Origin of the sequence: Pseudoalteromonas sp. 13-15 (genome assembly GCF_001468205.2) — a bacterium.
Lineage (GTDB): Bacteria > Pseudomonadota > Gammaproteobacteria > Enterobacterales > Alteromonadaceae > Pseudoalteromonas > Pseudoalteromonas marina.
In genome coordinates this window covers 2,554,312-2,571,144 of record NZ_CP019162.1, presented here as the reverse complement: position 1 = coordinate 2,571,144, position 16,833 = coordinate 2,554,312, and the positions used below count along the sequence as shown (strand labels likewise).

Below are 16,833 nucleotides of genomic sequence, written 5' to 3'. Positions count from 1 at the left end.
TTTCATAAAGGAAGAAAAAATGAAGCAACTTATCAAATTAACAACACGATGGCAGTCTCATACTAAATCGATTTTGGGTTTATTTATTGCACTTTCAACATTTGCAGTTAGTAACCAAGCATTAGCAAGTACCACCAAAGCCTCTATTTCACAAAGTAGTTTATTTGATGTTATCAGCGCACGTGCAAAAAAATTAGCCAGTGAAGACTATAAGGCGCCAAACAATATTGAACTTGATGCACTAAATAACATTAATTATCAAGATTACCGCTCCATTCGTTTTAAACAAGATCAAGCTGTTTGGAAAGATGATGGTTTGTATGAATTACAGCTATTTCATCCTGGTTTTTTATACAAAACACCGGTGACAATAAATACTGTTGATAGCGACTCAAAACACAGCAGACTTCCCTTTAATACTGACTTTTATAATTACGATGGAACGGCTGCACCGCTAAAAGATGAGTTAACTAAAAGCACAACCAATACACAGCTTGGCCATGCAGGTTTTAGGCTTCACTACCCTTTAAATACTAATACTTATAAAGATGAGATTATGGTGTTTCAAGGTGCTTCTTATTTCCGTGTTGTAGGTCCAAACCAAGTTTATGGCCTTTCAGCTCGCGGATTAGCAATTGATACAGCGCTTGCATCTGGCGAAGAGTTCCCTATGTTTAAAGAGTTTTGGCTAGTAAAACCGACAGCAGAACAAACTAGCATTGTACTGTTTGCATTACTTGATAGCCCATCAGTATCTGGCGCTTATAAATTTAATATTGACCCTACTACCAACACAACCGTTAAAATAGACATGCAAATATTTGCCCGTAAAGACGTGAAAAAGTTAGGCATCGCACCACTAACGAGCATGTTTTATCATGGTGAAAATAGCACAAAATTTTTTGATGATTATCGTCCTGAGGTGCATGACTCTGATGGTTTGTTAACTCAATCACAGGATGACAAGTGGGTATGGCGCCCACTGAATAATCCATCGCAACTGAGTGTTACGTCATTTGCGTACGAAAACCCTAAAGGTTTTGGGCTTGCGCAGCGCGACCGTGACTTTAATAACTATTTTGATATAGAAGCACATTACCATGATCGCCCAAGCCTGTGGATTGAACCTCAGGGTGAATGGGGCAATGGCCGTGTTGAGCTAGTAGAAATTCCAACAGATACCGAAACAAACGACAACATTGTTAGCTACTGGGTACCAGAAAACCCCTTCAAAGCTGGTGATTCATTAAAACTTAGCTACAAAATGAGTACGTTTAATAGCAGTTTAAACAAACATGAAAAAGCACATGTAGTTCGTACTCGTATCGGCAGCGCGGCATTGCCCGGTGAAGATAACCCGCCACCACAAAGTCATCGTCAATTCACTGTTGATTTTTCTGGCCCTGCTCTAAATGCTCTCTCTGAACAACTTAAGTTAAATGCAGATATTCAGCTTACTACGGGTGAAGTAAGTGATGTATCCGTTCAAAAGCTGCCTGAAGGGTACGGCTGGCGTGTTGCTTTTAAAATTGCACCACAAGACGACAACCCCGTCGATATGCGCTTATCGTTAAAACTACGTGACAAAGACATTAGTGAGGTATGGAGCTATGTTTGGTATCCAAATGACATCAAGTAAGCAAAAAAAGGGAACGACAATGCCATTTAAAACAGCTCGTGTATGGCTTTTTGCAATTGCCGCTATATTCATATCAGGCTATGGCATATCAATCATGTTCGACATACTTAACTCAAACGGCATGACGTTGCTTGAGTATGCACTGCTTGTCTTATTTTCTATTACATTTGCATGGATAGTGACGGCATTTTGTAGTGGCACAATAGGGTTTGTATTACAGCTATTTCGTATCGATCCACTTACCTTAAAGCGCATAAAACCAATCGCGATCCACGCCCAAGCTATTGCTAAGCAAAAAACAGCGGTTGTAATGCCTATTTACAACGAAGACACCCACCGTGTAATTGCTGGTTTTGAAGTAAGTCTAGCGTCGCTTAAAGAGACCGGACAGCTCGAACACTTTGATTTTTACTTACTAAGCGATACACAAGACCCGCAGATAGCCGAGAATGAACTCAATGCATGGCACGCACTATGCGAGCGCTTAGGAGATACTGCCAAACATATTTTTTATCGCCGCCGTGAAGACAATAAACACCGCAAAGTAGGCAACCTAACGGATTTTTGTGAACGCTGGGGTAGTAAATACGATCATATGATTGTACTCGATGCAGACAGTATAATGACTGGCAAGTGTATGCTTGAGCTAACAACTAGCATGCTAAATAACCCACAAGCAGGTCTTATTCAGACAATCCCTATTCCGGTTCGCCAAGATACTTTTTTTGGTCGCTTTTTACAATTCGCATCGGTACTCTACAGCCCCATGCTAGCTACTGGCTCTGCTTTTTGGCAAACCGATCAAGCTAACTACTGGGGACATAACGCAATTATAAGGGTCGATGCCTTCATTAAATGTTGTGGCTTACCTACGTTAAAAGGGAATGCCCCCTTTGGTGGTGAAATTCTCAGCCACGACTTTGTTGAAGCTTCTTTACTTCACTCAGCAGATTGGGATGTATTGTTGTTATCTGAAATTGAAGGTAGCTATGAAGAAGTTCCAAGCAATATATTAGACTACGCAATTCGTGATAGGCGCTGGGTACAAGGCAATATTCAACACCTTGGTTTATTGTCATCAAATAAATTAAAGCTTATGAGTAAGTTTCATTTTTTACTGGGTGCCACAGCATATATATCGTCGCTTATTTGGCTATCAATGCTCGCATTAAGTACTATTGATGCAGTTACCCGCGCATTAAACAGTGATGTCTATTTTAATCGTGCTTATCAGTTATTCCCTACATGGCAAATAGCTAAAACAGATTTAATTGACTCATTACTTTATTTAACCATTATTATTTTATTAATGCCTAAGTTAATGGGGGTCATTGTTACCATAGTCCACAGAAATAAGCGTTTTGGTGGGTCAATTAAACTCATAGCTGGTTCAGTTATTGAAACTTTGTTTGCCGTTATTGTGGCACCGCTGATGATGGTTTTTCATGCTTACTTTGTAGTATGTGTATTTTTAGGTAAAAAAGTAACGTGGGATGCTCAACCGCGAGAAGGCCGCATGGTGTCGTGGAAAGAAGCCTTTGGCTATACACTATTTTCAACCGTAGTTGCAGTTGTTTGGGGCGGGGTTGCTTATTACTTTACCCCTGTATTTTTCTGGTGGTTATCACCTATTTTATTAGGGCTGATACTTGCAGCTCCCATTGTTCGTTACTCGAGTAGTATTAAGTTTGGTGTAGCGCTCAGAAAACTAGGTATATTTATATGCCCTAGTGAAGTCGATAACAGCAAAACACTCGCTGCACTTAAAGTACATTTACAAACAGTATCAGTACCAAGCAAAGGACAATACCCTGAAGCTTTGCCAGCACTACCTGCAGAGCAATTAACAACAATGCCAGTACAACGTTTTCATCGTGTTCGTAAGCTAAAAATCAAAACCCTCAAAGCAAAGTTAATTAGAAGGTTTAATTAACCGTACCATCACACTAAAAAGGAGCGCTTAGCGCTCCTTTTTTTATGCTTAAAATATATGCTAACTATAGATTTCACAGAAGCTAGAAAAAATTTTAACCAATAAAAAACCCGCAACATGTGCGGGTTTTTTTAGAGTTTAAAAGGCTAATTACTTAGCCGCTTTTTTCTCTTTTTCTGCAGCGATTACCGTTTCAGATACGTTAGCTGGACATGGTGCGTAGTGTGAGAACTCCATAGAGAACTGACCACGACCTGATGTCATTGTACGTAGTGAACCGATGTAACCAAACATTTCTGATAACGGAACGTCAGCTTTAATGCGAACGCCAGTTAAACCAGCTTCTTGGTCGCTTAGCATACCACGACGACGGTTAAGGTCACCGATTACGTCACCAACGTGATCTTCTGGAGTGAACACGTCAACTTTCATGATTGGCTCAAGAAGTTGTGCGCCCGCTTTAGGGATCGATTGACGGAAAGCGCCTTTAGCAGCGATTTCGAATGCAATTGCAGATGAATCCACGGCGTGGAAGCCACCGTCGAAAAGTTCTACTTCAACGTCAAGTACAGGGAAGCCAGCTAGCACACCCTCTTGCATCATTGATTTAAAGCCTTTCTCAACTGCAGGCCAGAATTCTTTAGGTACGTTACCACCAACAACTGATGATGTGAATGTGAAGCCTGAACCCACTTCGCCTGGCTTGATGCGGTAATCAATTTTACCGAACTGACCAGAACCACCAGATTGTTTCTTATGCGTGTAGCTATCTTCGATTTCACGAGTGATAGTTTCACGGTAAGCAACCTGTGGTTGACCAACAATAAGGTCTACACCGTAAGTACGCTTAAGGATATCTACTTTGATATCTAAGTGAAGCTCACCCATACCTTTAAGGATAGTTTCGCCTGAATCTTCATCAGTCTCAACTTGGAAAGATGGATCTTCTGCAACCATTTTACCGATAGCAACACCCATTTTCTCATTACCGCCTTTATCTTTAGGCTGTACAGCAATCGAGATTACTGGAGTTGGGAATACCATTGGTTCAAGTGTTACTGGGTGCTTAGGATCACAAAGAGTGTGACCAGTTTGCACGTTCTTCATACCAACGATAGCGATGATATCGCCCGCTTGCGCTGAAGTAAGCTCTTTACGCTCGTCAGCTTGCATTTCTACCATGCGGCCAACACGTTCTGTTTTACCAGTAAACGCATTAAGGATAGTGTCACCCTTGTTAAGCTTACCAGAGTAGATACGTACGAATGTTAATGCACCAAAGCGGTCATCCATGATTTTGAATGCAAGCGCTTTGAAAGGTTCGTCTGCAGAAACAATTGCAAACTCGCCGTTTTCATTACCTTCTTCGTCCATAAGAGGTTGAGGATCAACTTCTGTAGGAGCCGGTAAGTAATCAACAACAGCGTCAAGTACAAGTTGAACACCTTTGTTTTTAAATGCAGAACCACAGAACGTTGGGAAGAACGCAAGGTCACGAGTACCTTTACGGATACAACGCTTGATATCTTCAACAGAAGGTACTTCACCTTCCATGTACGCTTCCATTAGGTCATCGTCTTGCTCAACAGCAGTTTCGATAAGCATTTCATGGTATTCTTCAACTTTGTCAACCATATCAGCTGGAACGTCTTCAACTGAGTAGTTTTCTGGAAGACCAGTGTCATCCCAAACGTATGCTTTTTTCTCTAATACGTCTACAACACCAACAAAATCATCTTCAATACCGATTGGTAAAGTCATGATTAATGGTACTGCACCAAGTACTTTACGTACTTGCTCAGTTACACGGTAAAAATCAGCACCCATACGGTCTAATTTATTTACGAAAATAATACGTGCAACTTCTGATTCATTCGCGTAGCGCCAGTTAGTTTCTGATTGTGGCTCAACACCACCAGAACCACAGAAAACACCAACACCGCCATCTAATACTTTAAGTGAACGGTAAACTTCAACAGTGAAGTCAACGTGTCCAGGAGTATCGATAACGTTGAAACGGTGATCTTTCCAGAAACAGCTTACTGCCGCAGACTGGATAGTAATACCGCGCTCAGCTTCTTGATCCATGAAATCGGTAGTAGATTCACCATCATGAACCTCACCTGTTTTGTGGATAGTACCTGTAAGCTTCAGGATACGCTCAGTAGTAGTGGTTTTACCCGCATCAACGTGCGCGAAAATACCAATGTTTCTGTACTTCGATAAATCTGCCATTATTTTACTCTTAATAAAGTCGATAAATTATTCGGCGGGAGTATAGCATTACTTAAAGCGAACATCACCATAGAAGTCGCTTAAAATGCAATCAATTCACTATATTTTTTTTACAAAGAGAATATATTAACGGTACAACACGCTGTTTATTATATAAACCAATAAAAACGTTAGGCTTTATTTCATAAACACTGCATTTTAAATAATGCTTTTTAATTTTGTATCGGTAACTTAAAAGGCCTTATTGATATCGAGCATATTGTTATGTTTAATAATTTTTACTGCAGCTGCGCCCTTTAAGGTATAAATAAATAGTCGTAAATTCTCCCATAAACACATTGAAGAAAGGTTTATTTAATTAAAGTTAAAGCAGGCGAGTATTTAAAAATAACGCATTACTAAAGCTCTTCACGATTCAATCTGTATGATAATATCGATTAAAAATAGGCCACTATATAAACCTATAAGTGGTATGCATTAATAACAAATAATAAGAATTAAAAATGAAACGGACATTTCTTTACCCTATTTATTGGCTACTAACATGTGTTTTATTTCTATGTAATGCACCAGCTTATGCTACGCAATATAAAATAGATGCACCTGGTAATTGGGTCACCCTACATGACGTAAAACAGCCCCAAAAAAGTGATATGGCAAAAGTGCGCGATGGCACACTTTACCTATTACTCGACAACCAAACTTATGTTCCTGAACGTCAAAAGCAACAACGATACACACGCCTAGTAATGCAAGCACTTAATCAAAGTGGCGTTGACTATATAAGCCAGTTAAGCCTCGATTTTGACCCAAGCTATCAGACCCTAACATTGCACACACTCTCCATAATTAGAGATGGTAAGCACATAGATAAGCTTTCAACTGCAAGGTTATCTGTTATTCAGAGCGAGCCTGAATTAGCTGATAAAATTTATAACGGAAGGCTTTCTTTAAATATCATTGTTGACGATATGCGAAGCGGAGATATGCTCGATTATAGCTACAGTGTTACCGGCAGTAATCCTATCTATGCCAATAAATTTAGTACTCGGCGCACACTAAGGTGGTCAGTGCCCGTAGTGCAACAGTATATGCGTGTTTTATGGGGTAAAAAAACACCTCTTAATATAAAAACCATAAATGGAACTGCCGAAACAAAACAGACTGAAAACCAATACGGTACGGACTACTCTATATCAGAGTTCGAAGCCCCTTTACTCACGCAAGACTCTGAAACACCCACCTGGTACAACCCATACATGCAAGTTTATCTCTCTGAATATAATAGTTGGGACGAAGTTGTTAATTGGGCATTACCACTTTATGAGTCAGCAATCGAAACACCCAGTAGTATTAACGCCATAGCGCAATCTATACAGGCACAGCATACCAATACATCCGATAGGATTGCCGCAGCATTACGCTTTAGCCAAGACGAAATACGCTATTTAGGTTTAGAAATGGGCACCAATTCTCATCAGCCAACACCTGCCTCAGAAACGCTATCTCTACGTTATGGTGACTGTAAAGATAAAACAACTCTACTCATTTCATTATTAGAAGCGATGAAAATAGAGGCATACCCTGCTCTTGTAGATACAGAAGAAACGAAGCGCTTAATAGAGCTACCGGCCACAGCAAGCGTTTTTAACCACGTAATTGTAACTCTTAAGTACAAAGGCAAACGCTATTGGCTGGATCCAACCATTAGTTATCAACGAGGTACACTTCCCTATTTAGCGCAGCCCGATTACGGATATGCACTTATTATAAAAAATGGCGAAAATACATTAACGCCTATGGCACAAACTCCTGTGCATAAAAAGGTAACAGTAAACGATCAATTTTATATTCCTAAAACAGTAAAAGAACCGGTCCTATTTACTACCGAATATTCTTATGCCGAGTTTCAGGCTATTAATCGCAGAAGTAATTTAGCGCGCAACGGGCTAGACAGCGTTGCAAAATCATACCTTGAATACTACCAAGGTTTTTTTGACGAGATCAAAATCGATAAACCCATGGCGGTAAGTGAGGACCAACAAACAGGTCAGTTTATCACTAGCGAGTCGTACCTTATTAGCCAGTTTTGGGAAAAAACCAGTGACGGATATGAAGCCGATTTTTACGCCTCTGAAATACAAAACAGTGTTTACGAGCCAAAGCAAACTAATCGCACAGACCCACTTTATTTTGAATACCCCAATATAATTGACACCAGCATAAAACTTCATTTTACTGAAAAAAACTGGGCGTTTGACAATAGCCAAGACGAGATTGATAACGACTACTTTTATTTAAAAACATCCGTTAGCTTTAATGATAATATTTTAACGCTAAGCTATCACTTTTACGCAAAGAAAGACCATATTCCCGCTGATAAAATCAGCGACTACCTAGCGCAACGAAACAAACTTATTTCAGCCACGCACTACTCAATTTTAAAGTACGCAAACACAACTGAGGCGCCTCAAACAACGGCCGACATACTCGATAACCTTGGAGGTAATTGGCTTAAATACGCACTTGCCGGTTACCTTTTATTATTTATTTTCTTTATTGCAGACTGGCGACTCGAGTCGGCAAAGCGCCCTACTTTTGAAAATAACCCATTTTACGCTGTATCGGTCAGCAAGTTTATTATTTACAGCATTTTAAGCTTAGGTATTTATATTAACTATTGGTGCTACCGTAACTTTAAAGCTATAAAGCAGCACAGTAATGCTAATATAATGCCTATTGCTCGCGGTATTTTCGCCATTTTATGGTATTACCCGCTTTATCAAGCACTGAAGCAACACAGTGAATTGCAATCAAGTAAAAGTAAAATAATCCCAAGTTGGGGGGCTGCTGTTTTATTTTTATTAGTACTTGCAACCACATTGGTTTACCGCATGGAAGAATACGCCACTATCGCATTGCTGGTTATGCCTTTTCTATGGCTTCCATTAGTGAGTTACATAGAGCACGCAAACACCAACCAAAAAGCTTTGCATTACAATTCTTACTGGCGAGTCAGACAGTGCTTTATGTCTCTGGCGCTTTCGCCAATATTACTCTTCGGTGTACTTCAAGAAGCTAATATTTTACCTGGTAGCGCTATAATAAAAGGCGAAAAGTTATGGGCTTATCAAACTCACTTTTTAAAACGTAACCGCCTAACACCAGAAAATGAAGACGTTCTCTATTTTTATAGTGATGCCATGTTTGACTATCGAGACGATGGAAACGGAATAACTGATAATTATATTTTTAGCTACTATAAAAACGATGCTGGAAAGCTTGAGTCAGACCTTAGTCACTTTAATGACATTGATAAAATAGAAACCTCATACGGTAAAACTGAACTAGATAACACCACTATTAAAGTAATAAAAACAGATGGAAGTGATTTTTTACTTATTGTTAGCAGGTTTAATAAGCTCGATGAAGTGCTAGTTGATAAAATAAATTTACGCTTAAGTGAAAATAAAAAAGAGTAGTTATTTAACGCTAACATACCGATTTAAAAGAGAATAAAAAACGCGCACCAAGATAATGATAATTATTTGCATTTGAGTGTTGACAGATACTTAGATCTAATTGATAATCACTATCAACAAGGCAGAACATACAGCTTTGTAACGGAATGAATAACTTGTTTCTCGACCCTGAAACAACGTGTGGCGCACGTTAACAGCTATGGTTACTTGTTATTAACCGCAACGCCCCTTGATGTTGATGATAAGTAACCGCCCTACTATTTTACTTGCTACATTGCTCATATCGGTGACGGTAGATATGAAACTAAAAAAGCCCTTACGGGCTTTTTTTATGTCTGAAATTTAGTGAGCAACATACTCACATAAGCTCACAATTTAACGGCGGTTTTTTCGTGCGCGTGCACGGCGCTGTTTTTTCTCTTCTTCTTTAGCAGCTTTTTTAGCTTCTGCAGCGGCGCGTAATCCGGCAACCATTATTTCTTCTTCTTCACGCATGGCTGGTGTTTCCATGGTAATGCGACCAATGATGCCATCTCGAAGTTCGTTAATGAGTATTTCAGACATTTTATACGTGTCTATTTGATTACCACCACGAATACAACCACGCTTTTTACCCGCCATTTCCACAAATTCCCAATCGCTTTCTGGCAATTCGTTTAACTTATAGCGCGCTTTTAGTAGTTCAGGATAAGCATGCAGTAGATATTCAGCGGTGTAACTAGCAACTTCTTCGTACTCAAGTGCAGTGTCGCGTATTGCACCCGTTGCACCTAAACGATAACCTGAATTCTCGTTCTCTACTTTTGGCCAAAGCATCCCTGGCGTATCGTATAGCATAATGCCGTCTTCAAGCTTAATGCGCTGCTGCGCCTTGGTAACCGCAGGTTCATTACCCGTTTTTGCCACTATACGACCAGCTAATACATTAATTAATGTAGATTTACCCACGTTTGGAATACCCATGATCATGGCTTTTATTTGCTTATCGGCACCCACTTTATGCGGCACTAACTTTTTACAAAGCTCATTAATACGGTGTACTTCAGCGGCTTTATCATGACCAAACGCAATGGCTTTAACACCACTTTCTTGCTCAAAGTAGTCTCTCCATACTTGAGTCATTTTAGGATCGGCTAAATCAGCCTTATTTAAAATTTTGATGACCGGTTTGCCTTCACGAAGGGTTGTCACCATTGGATTTTCGCTACTATAAGGAATGCGTGCGTCAAGCACTTCAATGATCACATCCATTTGTGGCATTATTTCTTTAATTTCATTTCGGGCTTTATTCATGTGCCGAGGGAACCACTGTATTCCTGCTCTACTCATTTGATTTATATGACCTTTAATTTCAGGCCTTAGGCCATGGGTACTAATGTGGGTACTAAAAGTAAAACTATGCTTTTGTACTTTTTGTTCATAAGAGTAGTTTACTACAAATTTGATTAAATTGACTCCCCTAAGCTTGGCACCAAAGAACTGAAAGCGGTAATAAAAACAATTATATTTTGCAACAATATTACCATTAATAAAGCATGCCTGTTGATTATCAATTTTAGAGTTATATTTGCATCTTAAGACTATGCTAACAGCCTATTTAAAAATAGCGTTAATTCTGTTGAATAACTTGTGCTTATATAAATAAAATTACTTCATCTAAATCATAGTTTAAGAGTGATTTAGCTGTATTTTTGTAAAAGTATGGCCTAACCTCTAATAAAAAGGATTTACAACTAACACAGGACTATATATGAATTTTGAAACTTATATTTTAAGCTCAGGCCTAACCACCATAACCTCTGACTATATTTTCACGAAACCAAACATTCCTCGAAAAAAATTATTAAATGCTTTGAATGAATATGGACGGGATATACCCGAAGAAGACGTAGTTGCTCTGATTGATGATACGTTTTGGGGAAGTGCGAAAGAAGGCTTACTTATCACTAATGAAGGTATTTTTTTCAGTGGTCGAACATCAGAAACTCGTTATATATCATTTGATGAAATAAAAGAAACTTTTTGTAGTGACTGCAAGCTTACAGTGAACAAAAATTTTATAACTAAACTTACTTACGCAGAAAAAATGCCATTAGGATTTCTATTTTCCGAACTTAATAATTATGCTATCACTCTAAAAAAAGATGTAAGTTGCATAAACAAAGTAAAACTTACAGATGAAATGCTTTTAATATTAGAAAAACTAATTTATAAAATTAAAAACACTCCAGTTTTCTATGATCCACAAAAAAACAAAACCTTTGGTCCAAATCCTGAGTTAATAACTACAATTTCCGGTTTACATTTGGCCGATGAACTCACTTTTGAACAATTAGAATTCATAGCTTTTAAATTAAAGCTTAAGAACGATGAAAAGGTGATTGCAGCAACCTTCTTAGCCAACCTATCAGGTTATAGTGAATTCTTCTGTATTACTAATTGCGGAATATACCTTTCTAGAGGTAATTTAAATGAGGAATATATCAGTTTTAATAATTTGAAAGCCTTAAAAACAATTTCTGAACGAGAGAATTCAAGGTTTTGGGAGGTGGAATTTAGTAATGGTGTAAAAATGATTACCTCTCCTCAGAATGGATTCACTAAACCGTATTCTAAAACTTTGTTAGATAGCATTATTTATCTTCTAAATAATGGAGAAATAAATACAGATCTTCTAGCTAGTTACAAAGCCTCTCCAAAAGAAACAATAACACAAGAGAAGAAGCTACATACCCAAGCTGAAAATACTTCAGAACCCAATAAGTTGAAATTACAATATATTAGCAACGATGATCTATTTAATTTCATAAAAAACATGAATAGAGTCGATAAAGTAGCCTCATTTCTTACATCACCTTCAGACCCTAGAGAGGCGCCCCTAACAAAACTAAAAGAAGATTTTCAATCTTTTATAGTAAAGTCAGTGATAAAATTTAGAAAGATGGTTATTGAAAATTCAGGAATGAAAGAATTCGAAAACGACTATGCCACATTAGAAGTCATAGTTTTTTCAACTGCTTTTTTCCGTTTAGCAATGCTAAAAAGAGGTCTCAACTTAGAGATAACAGATACTATTATCCTTGAAGGTCTAAAGCTAACTTTTGGAGAAAGAAAGGACTGGCGTAAAAACAAGTTTATCTTGGTTGTTCGGAAGTTTGAAAAAAGCTATTTTGATGATGAAGATATGATATCAGCGTTTCAAGCAAGACTGTATCTTGGGAATTTAACAAAGTCCCTTGATATTGATAATGCAATACCAATGCTTTTCTCAAAGGGGGAGTATTCAGAAAAAGATGTAATCGATGGTTTAGAGGCTGTTAATAATAGAATGGGAAAAGGCTTAAATACCTATCTAGAAGATTTTGAAGGTGATACACACCACTTCATAGACAAATCAATGGACCTTCTTTGGAGTATTCGGTAAGTAGATTAATTACTCTATGAAGCAAGCATAGGTGGCGTCTACCAATAGCAGTTTTTTGAAGATGCTCATCATTTCGTAGATAAATCGCTAGATTTAATTTGGAGACTTAGATAACTTTCAGAGAGCGTTCAGAGTTTTTTATCAGCCTAAATTGCTAAATATCTAAGACGCCATCTAATATATCTTCAAAGTGGGTGGCTAATTACGACAATGTCAGGTTCAAATTATGGATTGGTATTGTCCACTCAACATGCTCGCATACAATAATTTTATCAAGCTATCTTCATTGAGGAATGCGCCCTTAGTTTTGGTTAATTTCCTAAACTAAAGGTGCACAGCATGTTCAATGAGCTATCAAAATATATGAGTGGCTATTAGTAAAATGGCCACTTTTTAAATCATCAAACCTTTTCCACAGGTTGTCGATTGAACCTTAAAAAGCTCTTAATGCAATTTAGCTATAATAAAGTTTAAACGCAATTATAGAACAGCATAAAGTTCTATACCCTGTCATCCAACAAGTCCATTAAATCATCTTCTATATCATCTCTTTCGGATACAATATCCCCAAAACTCAGACCATCTAAATAATCAGCAACTTTGGTTAGGATCTCCTCTTTTTGCATCAAAGTTTTAAAGAATTTATCTGCTCCTCGCCCCTTATACATTAACTCATTATAATCTTTCAGTTTAATTGAAGGGTTGCTTTCAACATAAAAGTAATATGCAAGAAGACCTACGGCTGTATTAAAATCTGCATAACCCTCAATATTTCCAGAAGCCACTACTTTTTGATAGCTTGAAGCAAATTTCAATGGACTATCCCCGTCGATTTCTGGATAAGATTCAAAAATAGTTATAGGCCAAACAATTGCTTTTCCTAAGTTATATGCATAACCACGATAGCTATCTTCACCAAACAGCCACATAAAAATGCTACAAATAAAAGCCACTGTAAAATAACCACTTATGAGTTCTTTCTTCATCAACTAACCCCTTATAACTTTTCTAAATATTAATTGTTTATAGTTATAAAGTGCTGACATTAACTGGTGTTAATATTGCTTACGCTATAGGAAAGTTGAAAGAATAACTGATACTTTAAATTGCTTTTGGTTTAAGCTAGTACGGTACAATTCATTCCCTGTCAGTACTTCGTATGTTGTCTATTAGAACCGCTTTTATCTGATTTGACAAGTAGCAATATCCAACATCTTATTTATTATAATTACATTAGCAACTATGTTTGTGTGGTAATAATACTACCTAAATTAGTGTCCGGTTTTATTGAATCACAACAAGGGCTATTCTACAAATATTCACAAAGCAACCAGTTCTTCGAAGGGTAGCCAAAGTAAATTAATCTGATATTCAAACCTCGGCCTAAAAGGGAAGCTATAAGCTTCCTTTAGGATAGTTTTTAGTTGTTTGTGCTTTTAAGCTAAACCAGTCTTCTTGTTTTAGCTTGTTGCAAACAACGGAGACATAGACACCTTTAACTTACATGCGAATCAAAAATTGTGGTAAATTGATTATTAAGAAAGTAAATCACTCTGCTACACATGGTTATCTAGCTTTTGACTGTATGAAAATACTTTTTCAACAGTCTTGATTCCTACGCCTTGTATCGATAGGAGCTGATATATATGGTCTACCTCAATTACTTCTAAAATCCTTTCAATATAATAGCTTTGTATAATCAACAAGCTAATACTTACCTTTGAACCATCTAATTAAAGTCTCTTTATCAATAAAGAACCAATAAATACAAAAAGCTACTAAATAGCATACAGTGATGATTAAGAACGCTTTCACAAAGTATTGAAGAGTTATAAGCACCAAATTTGTAAGGCTTATGCACTCATTCTCATAAAATGCAAACAGAAAACATGAGAACCCCGTAAATGACATTAAGGTTAGAACCATCACGAATTTACTAATATCGAAATCAAACTGTAATTTAATAATAACTAAAGTCAAAGTTAACGCAGGAACAAGCCAAAGCAAATTTTCATTCATTTACTCATCCTCAAAGTAATAACAATTTCTCTATAAAGTTTAATTTATTACCTCTTCTTATAGTTACCTTGGAAACTTCCAAAAGTCAGTTTGCATATGTATTTAACTTATTAAAAATTAAAATATTTAAAAAAACCTTGCAATTCAGATCTCAATTATTAAAGTTCTTATGCGGTTCAAACATAACTTAAATAGGAACTCTAATGAATCGCATTGCTGAAAAACTACAATCTATCAAGAATAGTCTCTTATCATTTACCTCTGGGGGTAAAGACGAAAGCTCAGACTACTCACCCTACCTGCAACTTATTAAACCTTTCATGGATATATCTAAAAGAGCAAATGTACAAAACTTTTCCAGAATGAAAGCCGATCGTTTAATGTTTGAAGTAAAATGTAGTGGGATGAAGTTAGATACCGGCATTCATAATTCTAGTGATGATGTTGAACTAGAGATGTTAAGGGAGTCTAGTTACGCATTTTACAAAAGCATCTTTCTAAGGAACCAGGTTCATAATCTTACTGATCTCTCCGTGTTTAAAGAAAAAGCTATATTAGCACTTAAAAAACTTAAATATAAAATAACAATTATCGATGATGAGCTACTTCTAGCGACAAAAGGCAAAAATACAGCAGTTGTTCAATTAGGTATTCACTCTACTTTTAAAGAACTGCAAGATACCTCTTGGAACGCAGAAAGAGTTGAGCTTTTAGAGAAAGCAAAACAAAACCATAATGCATCGGCGGCTATTTATTTGACTCCTGGCTCGACTTCAAAACAGTTTAGACAAATTGAGAAACAATCTGATGTTTTTGTTTTAACAGGCTGGGATATTGTTCAGTTATTTGCTGAAACAAAGATCACACCTTTATCATATTCAGCATAGAAGGCTGAAGCTATGAGCCTAATGATCCAGCATATCGAACTAAACTCCAAAGCTAACATCAATCAAAAACTAAGATTTCAATTAACAATTTATACAGCAGATACTGAAAATAATCTAAAGAAAGAAATTATATTTCTTCCTTGTAAAGAGGCCACTTATCTGTGGGCGTGGCTTGATTCTAAGGGAGTGCAAAAAAGGTCGAATGCAAAGGCACTAGGTTATAATAAAGCTGAAAAGTTAGCTCAATTAATAAGTAGGCAAGACATACATAGCCCTAACTTTAAATCTGATTTTGAGGCGTATGCTTTTTTTAAGAAGAACTTTGACAGTTCATTTCTTACATTACTTCTTGGTAAGGATCATGACGAAATAGCTACAAAATTAGAAGATAACAATAATTACAATGTACTTGGTGGTTACTTAGGCGGTGAAACCGAAAGTAAAGATAAAACTAGATTTAAGAGCTTCTTATTAAAAAATCTACAAGATTCCACTTTAGTTAATCAATTACTCCCGCAGCCACTTAAAAATAGAAGTGGTAAACGAATTCAAAACCAGTTCCATTTCACAATTTCAAACTACAAAATTTTATAAGGATTTACGGCTATGAGTAAAGTACTCGTTGGGATTTTAATATTTATTACTTCATTTTTTGTTATTGCAAAAGGCTCAGTACTAATTGGTATGTTAATACTTATATGGGGTAAGTGTTGCATCATACATGGCTTAGCTACTTGGGGAGATAGCCCTGTAGTAGATACTTACAGGCGACCAATGTCTGCCACAGAACAAAAACATATGAGAATTGCGCATAATAGAGCAGCGATAAATCGCAGTAAAGCGCGTGGCCAATCAAATAATAGTTACTCAGGCTCTACTACATCTAGTTTGAGTTCAAATAGTTACACTTCTACCGGCGATGATATCGTCATTAACCCTGCTAGTGGTCTAGTAATGAACGGTGGATACGGAGGCTTTGATTCAGAGGGAAATACTTACGGTACAGATAGTCATAGCGATAATAATTACTAATTAAAATTGTTAGATAGATCATACTAGCTGGGACTTAAATCCAAGGCCTTACCGCCATCTTTAAATAATAAAACTAGTTTAACAGCCAACGTTCATAGTCAAAGGTAGTTATGAAGGGCCATAATTTTAATAGCCCTTCAAAAGCTTCACTGACAAACACATTAAAAGTTGTAAAATTTAAC

10 protein-coding genes and 1 pseudogene are annotated in these 16,833 nt (G+C 37.1%); 7 read left to right on the top strand and 4 right to left on the bottom strand.

The genetic code is table 11. From position 1 onward, the window contains the following. The first annotated feature begins 19 nt into the window (after positions 1 to 19). A complete protein-coding gene (locus ATS72_RS11900) occupies positions 20 to 1,639 on the top strand; it encodes a glucan biosynthesis protein (RefSeq protein ID WP_010558081.1) in 1,620 nt (539 codons plus the stop codon). Then, a complete protein-coding gene (mdoH, locus tag ATS72_RS11895; protein WP_058430295.1) occupies positions 1,611 to 3,572 on the top strand; it encodes a glucans biosynthesis glucosyltransferase MdoH in 1,962 nt (653 codons plus the stop codon). The genes ATS72_RS11900 and mdoH overlap by 29 nt, the downstream gene beginning before the upstream one ends. Before the next feature lie 150 nt (positions 3,573 to 3,722). Here mdoH and fusA read toward each other — a convergent pair whose 3' ends face one another. Beyond that, on the bottom strand, positions 3,723 to 5,807 hold the full coding sequence (gene fusA / locus ATS72_RS11890) for an elongation factor G (RefSeq protein ID WP_058430294.1): 2,085 nt from the start codon (positions 5,805 to 5,807) through the stop codon (positions 3,723 to 3,725). Positions 5,808 to 6,310: 503 nt separating this feature from the next. Between fusA and ATS72_RS11885 the strand changes: the two genes are divergently transcribed. Continuing rightward, the gene (locus ATS72_RS11885) at positions 6,311 to 9,289 is read left to right on the top strand and encodes a DUF3857 domain-containing transglutaminase family protein (protein WP_058430293.1); all 2,979 of its coding nucleotides are present in this window, start codon (positions 6,311 to 6,313) and stop codon (positions 9,287 to 9,289) included. Positions 9,290 to 9,664: 375 nt separating this feature from the next. Here ATS72_RS11885 and ylqF read toward each other — a convergent pair whose 3' ends face one another. Continuing rightward, positions 9,665 to 10,618 carry a ribosome biogenesis GTPase YlqF gene (gene ylqF / locus ATS72_RS11880; RefSeq protein ID WP_074210160.1) on the bottom strand — a complete coding sequence of 318 codons (954 nt, stop codon included), beginning with the start codon at positions 10,616 to 10,618 and terminating at the stop codon, positions 9,665 to 9,667. Between the two features lie 421 nt (positions 10,619 to 11,039). Between ylqF and ATS72_RS11875 the strand changes: the two genes are divergently transcribed. Beyond that, positions 11,040 to 12,713, top strand: a complete 1,674-nt coding sequence (locus tag ATS72_RS11875; protein ID WP_058430292.1) for a hypothetical protein — start codon at positions 11,040 to 11,042, stop codon at positions 12,711 to 12,713. Positions 12,714 to 12,915: 202 nt separating this feature from the next. Here the strand turns inward: ATS72_RS11875 and ATS72_RS11870 are convergent. Both ATS72_RS11870 and ATS72_RS11865 read right to left on the bottom strand, forming a co-directional pair. Next, positions 12,916 to 13,037, bottom strand: a pseudogene (locus ATS72_RS11870) (IS256 family transposase); the annotation flags it as partial. A 176-nt stretch (positions 13,038 to 13,213) separates the two neighbouring features. Continuing rightward, positions 13,214 to 13,699 carry a hypothetical protein gene (locus tag ATS72_RS11865; RefSeq protein ID WP_058430291.1) on the bottom strand — a complete coding sequence of 162 codons (486 nt, stop codon included), beginning with the start codon at positions 13,697 to 13,699 and terminating at the stop codon, positions 13,214 to 13,216. Positions 13,700 to 14,935: 1,236 nt separating this feature from the next. Here ATS72_RS11865 and ATS72_RS11855 point away from each other — a divergent pair. Genes ATS72_RS11855 through ATS72_RS11845 form a run of 3 tightly spaced genes read left to right on the top strand, consistent with a single transcriptional unit; the run spans position 14,936 to position 16,651 of the window. Next, the gene (locus ATS72_RS11855; RefSeq protein ID WP_058430289.1) at positions 14,936 to 15,619 is read left to right on the top strand and encodes a hypothetical protein; all 684 of its coding nucleotides are present in this window, start codon (positions 14,936 to 14,938) and stop codon (positions 15,617 to 15,619) included. A 12-nt stretch (positions 15,620 to 15,631) separates the two neighbouring features. After that, a complete protein-coding gene (locus ATS72_RS11850) occupies positions 15,632 to 16,213 on the top strand; it encodes a hypothetical protein (protein ID WP_058430288.1) in 582 nt (193 codons plus the stop codon). A 12-nt stretch (positions 16,214 to 16,225) separates the two neighbouring features. Next, complete coding sequence (locus ATS72_RS11845; RefSeq protein WP_058430287.1) at positions 16,226 to 16,651, top strand: hypothetical protein; 426 nt, start codon at positions 16,226 to 16,228, stop codon at positions 16,649 to 16,651. The last annotated feature ends 182 nt before the right edge of the window (positions 16,652 to 16,833 follow it).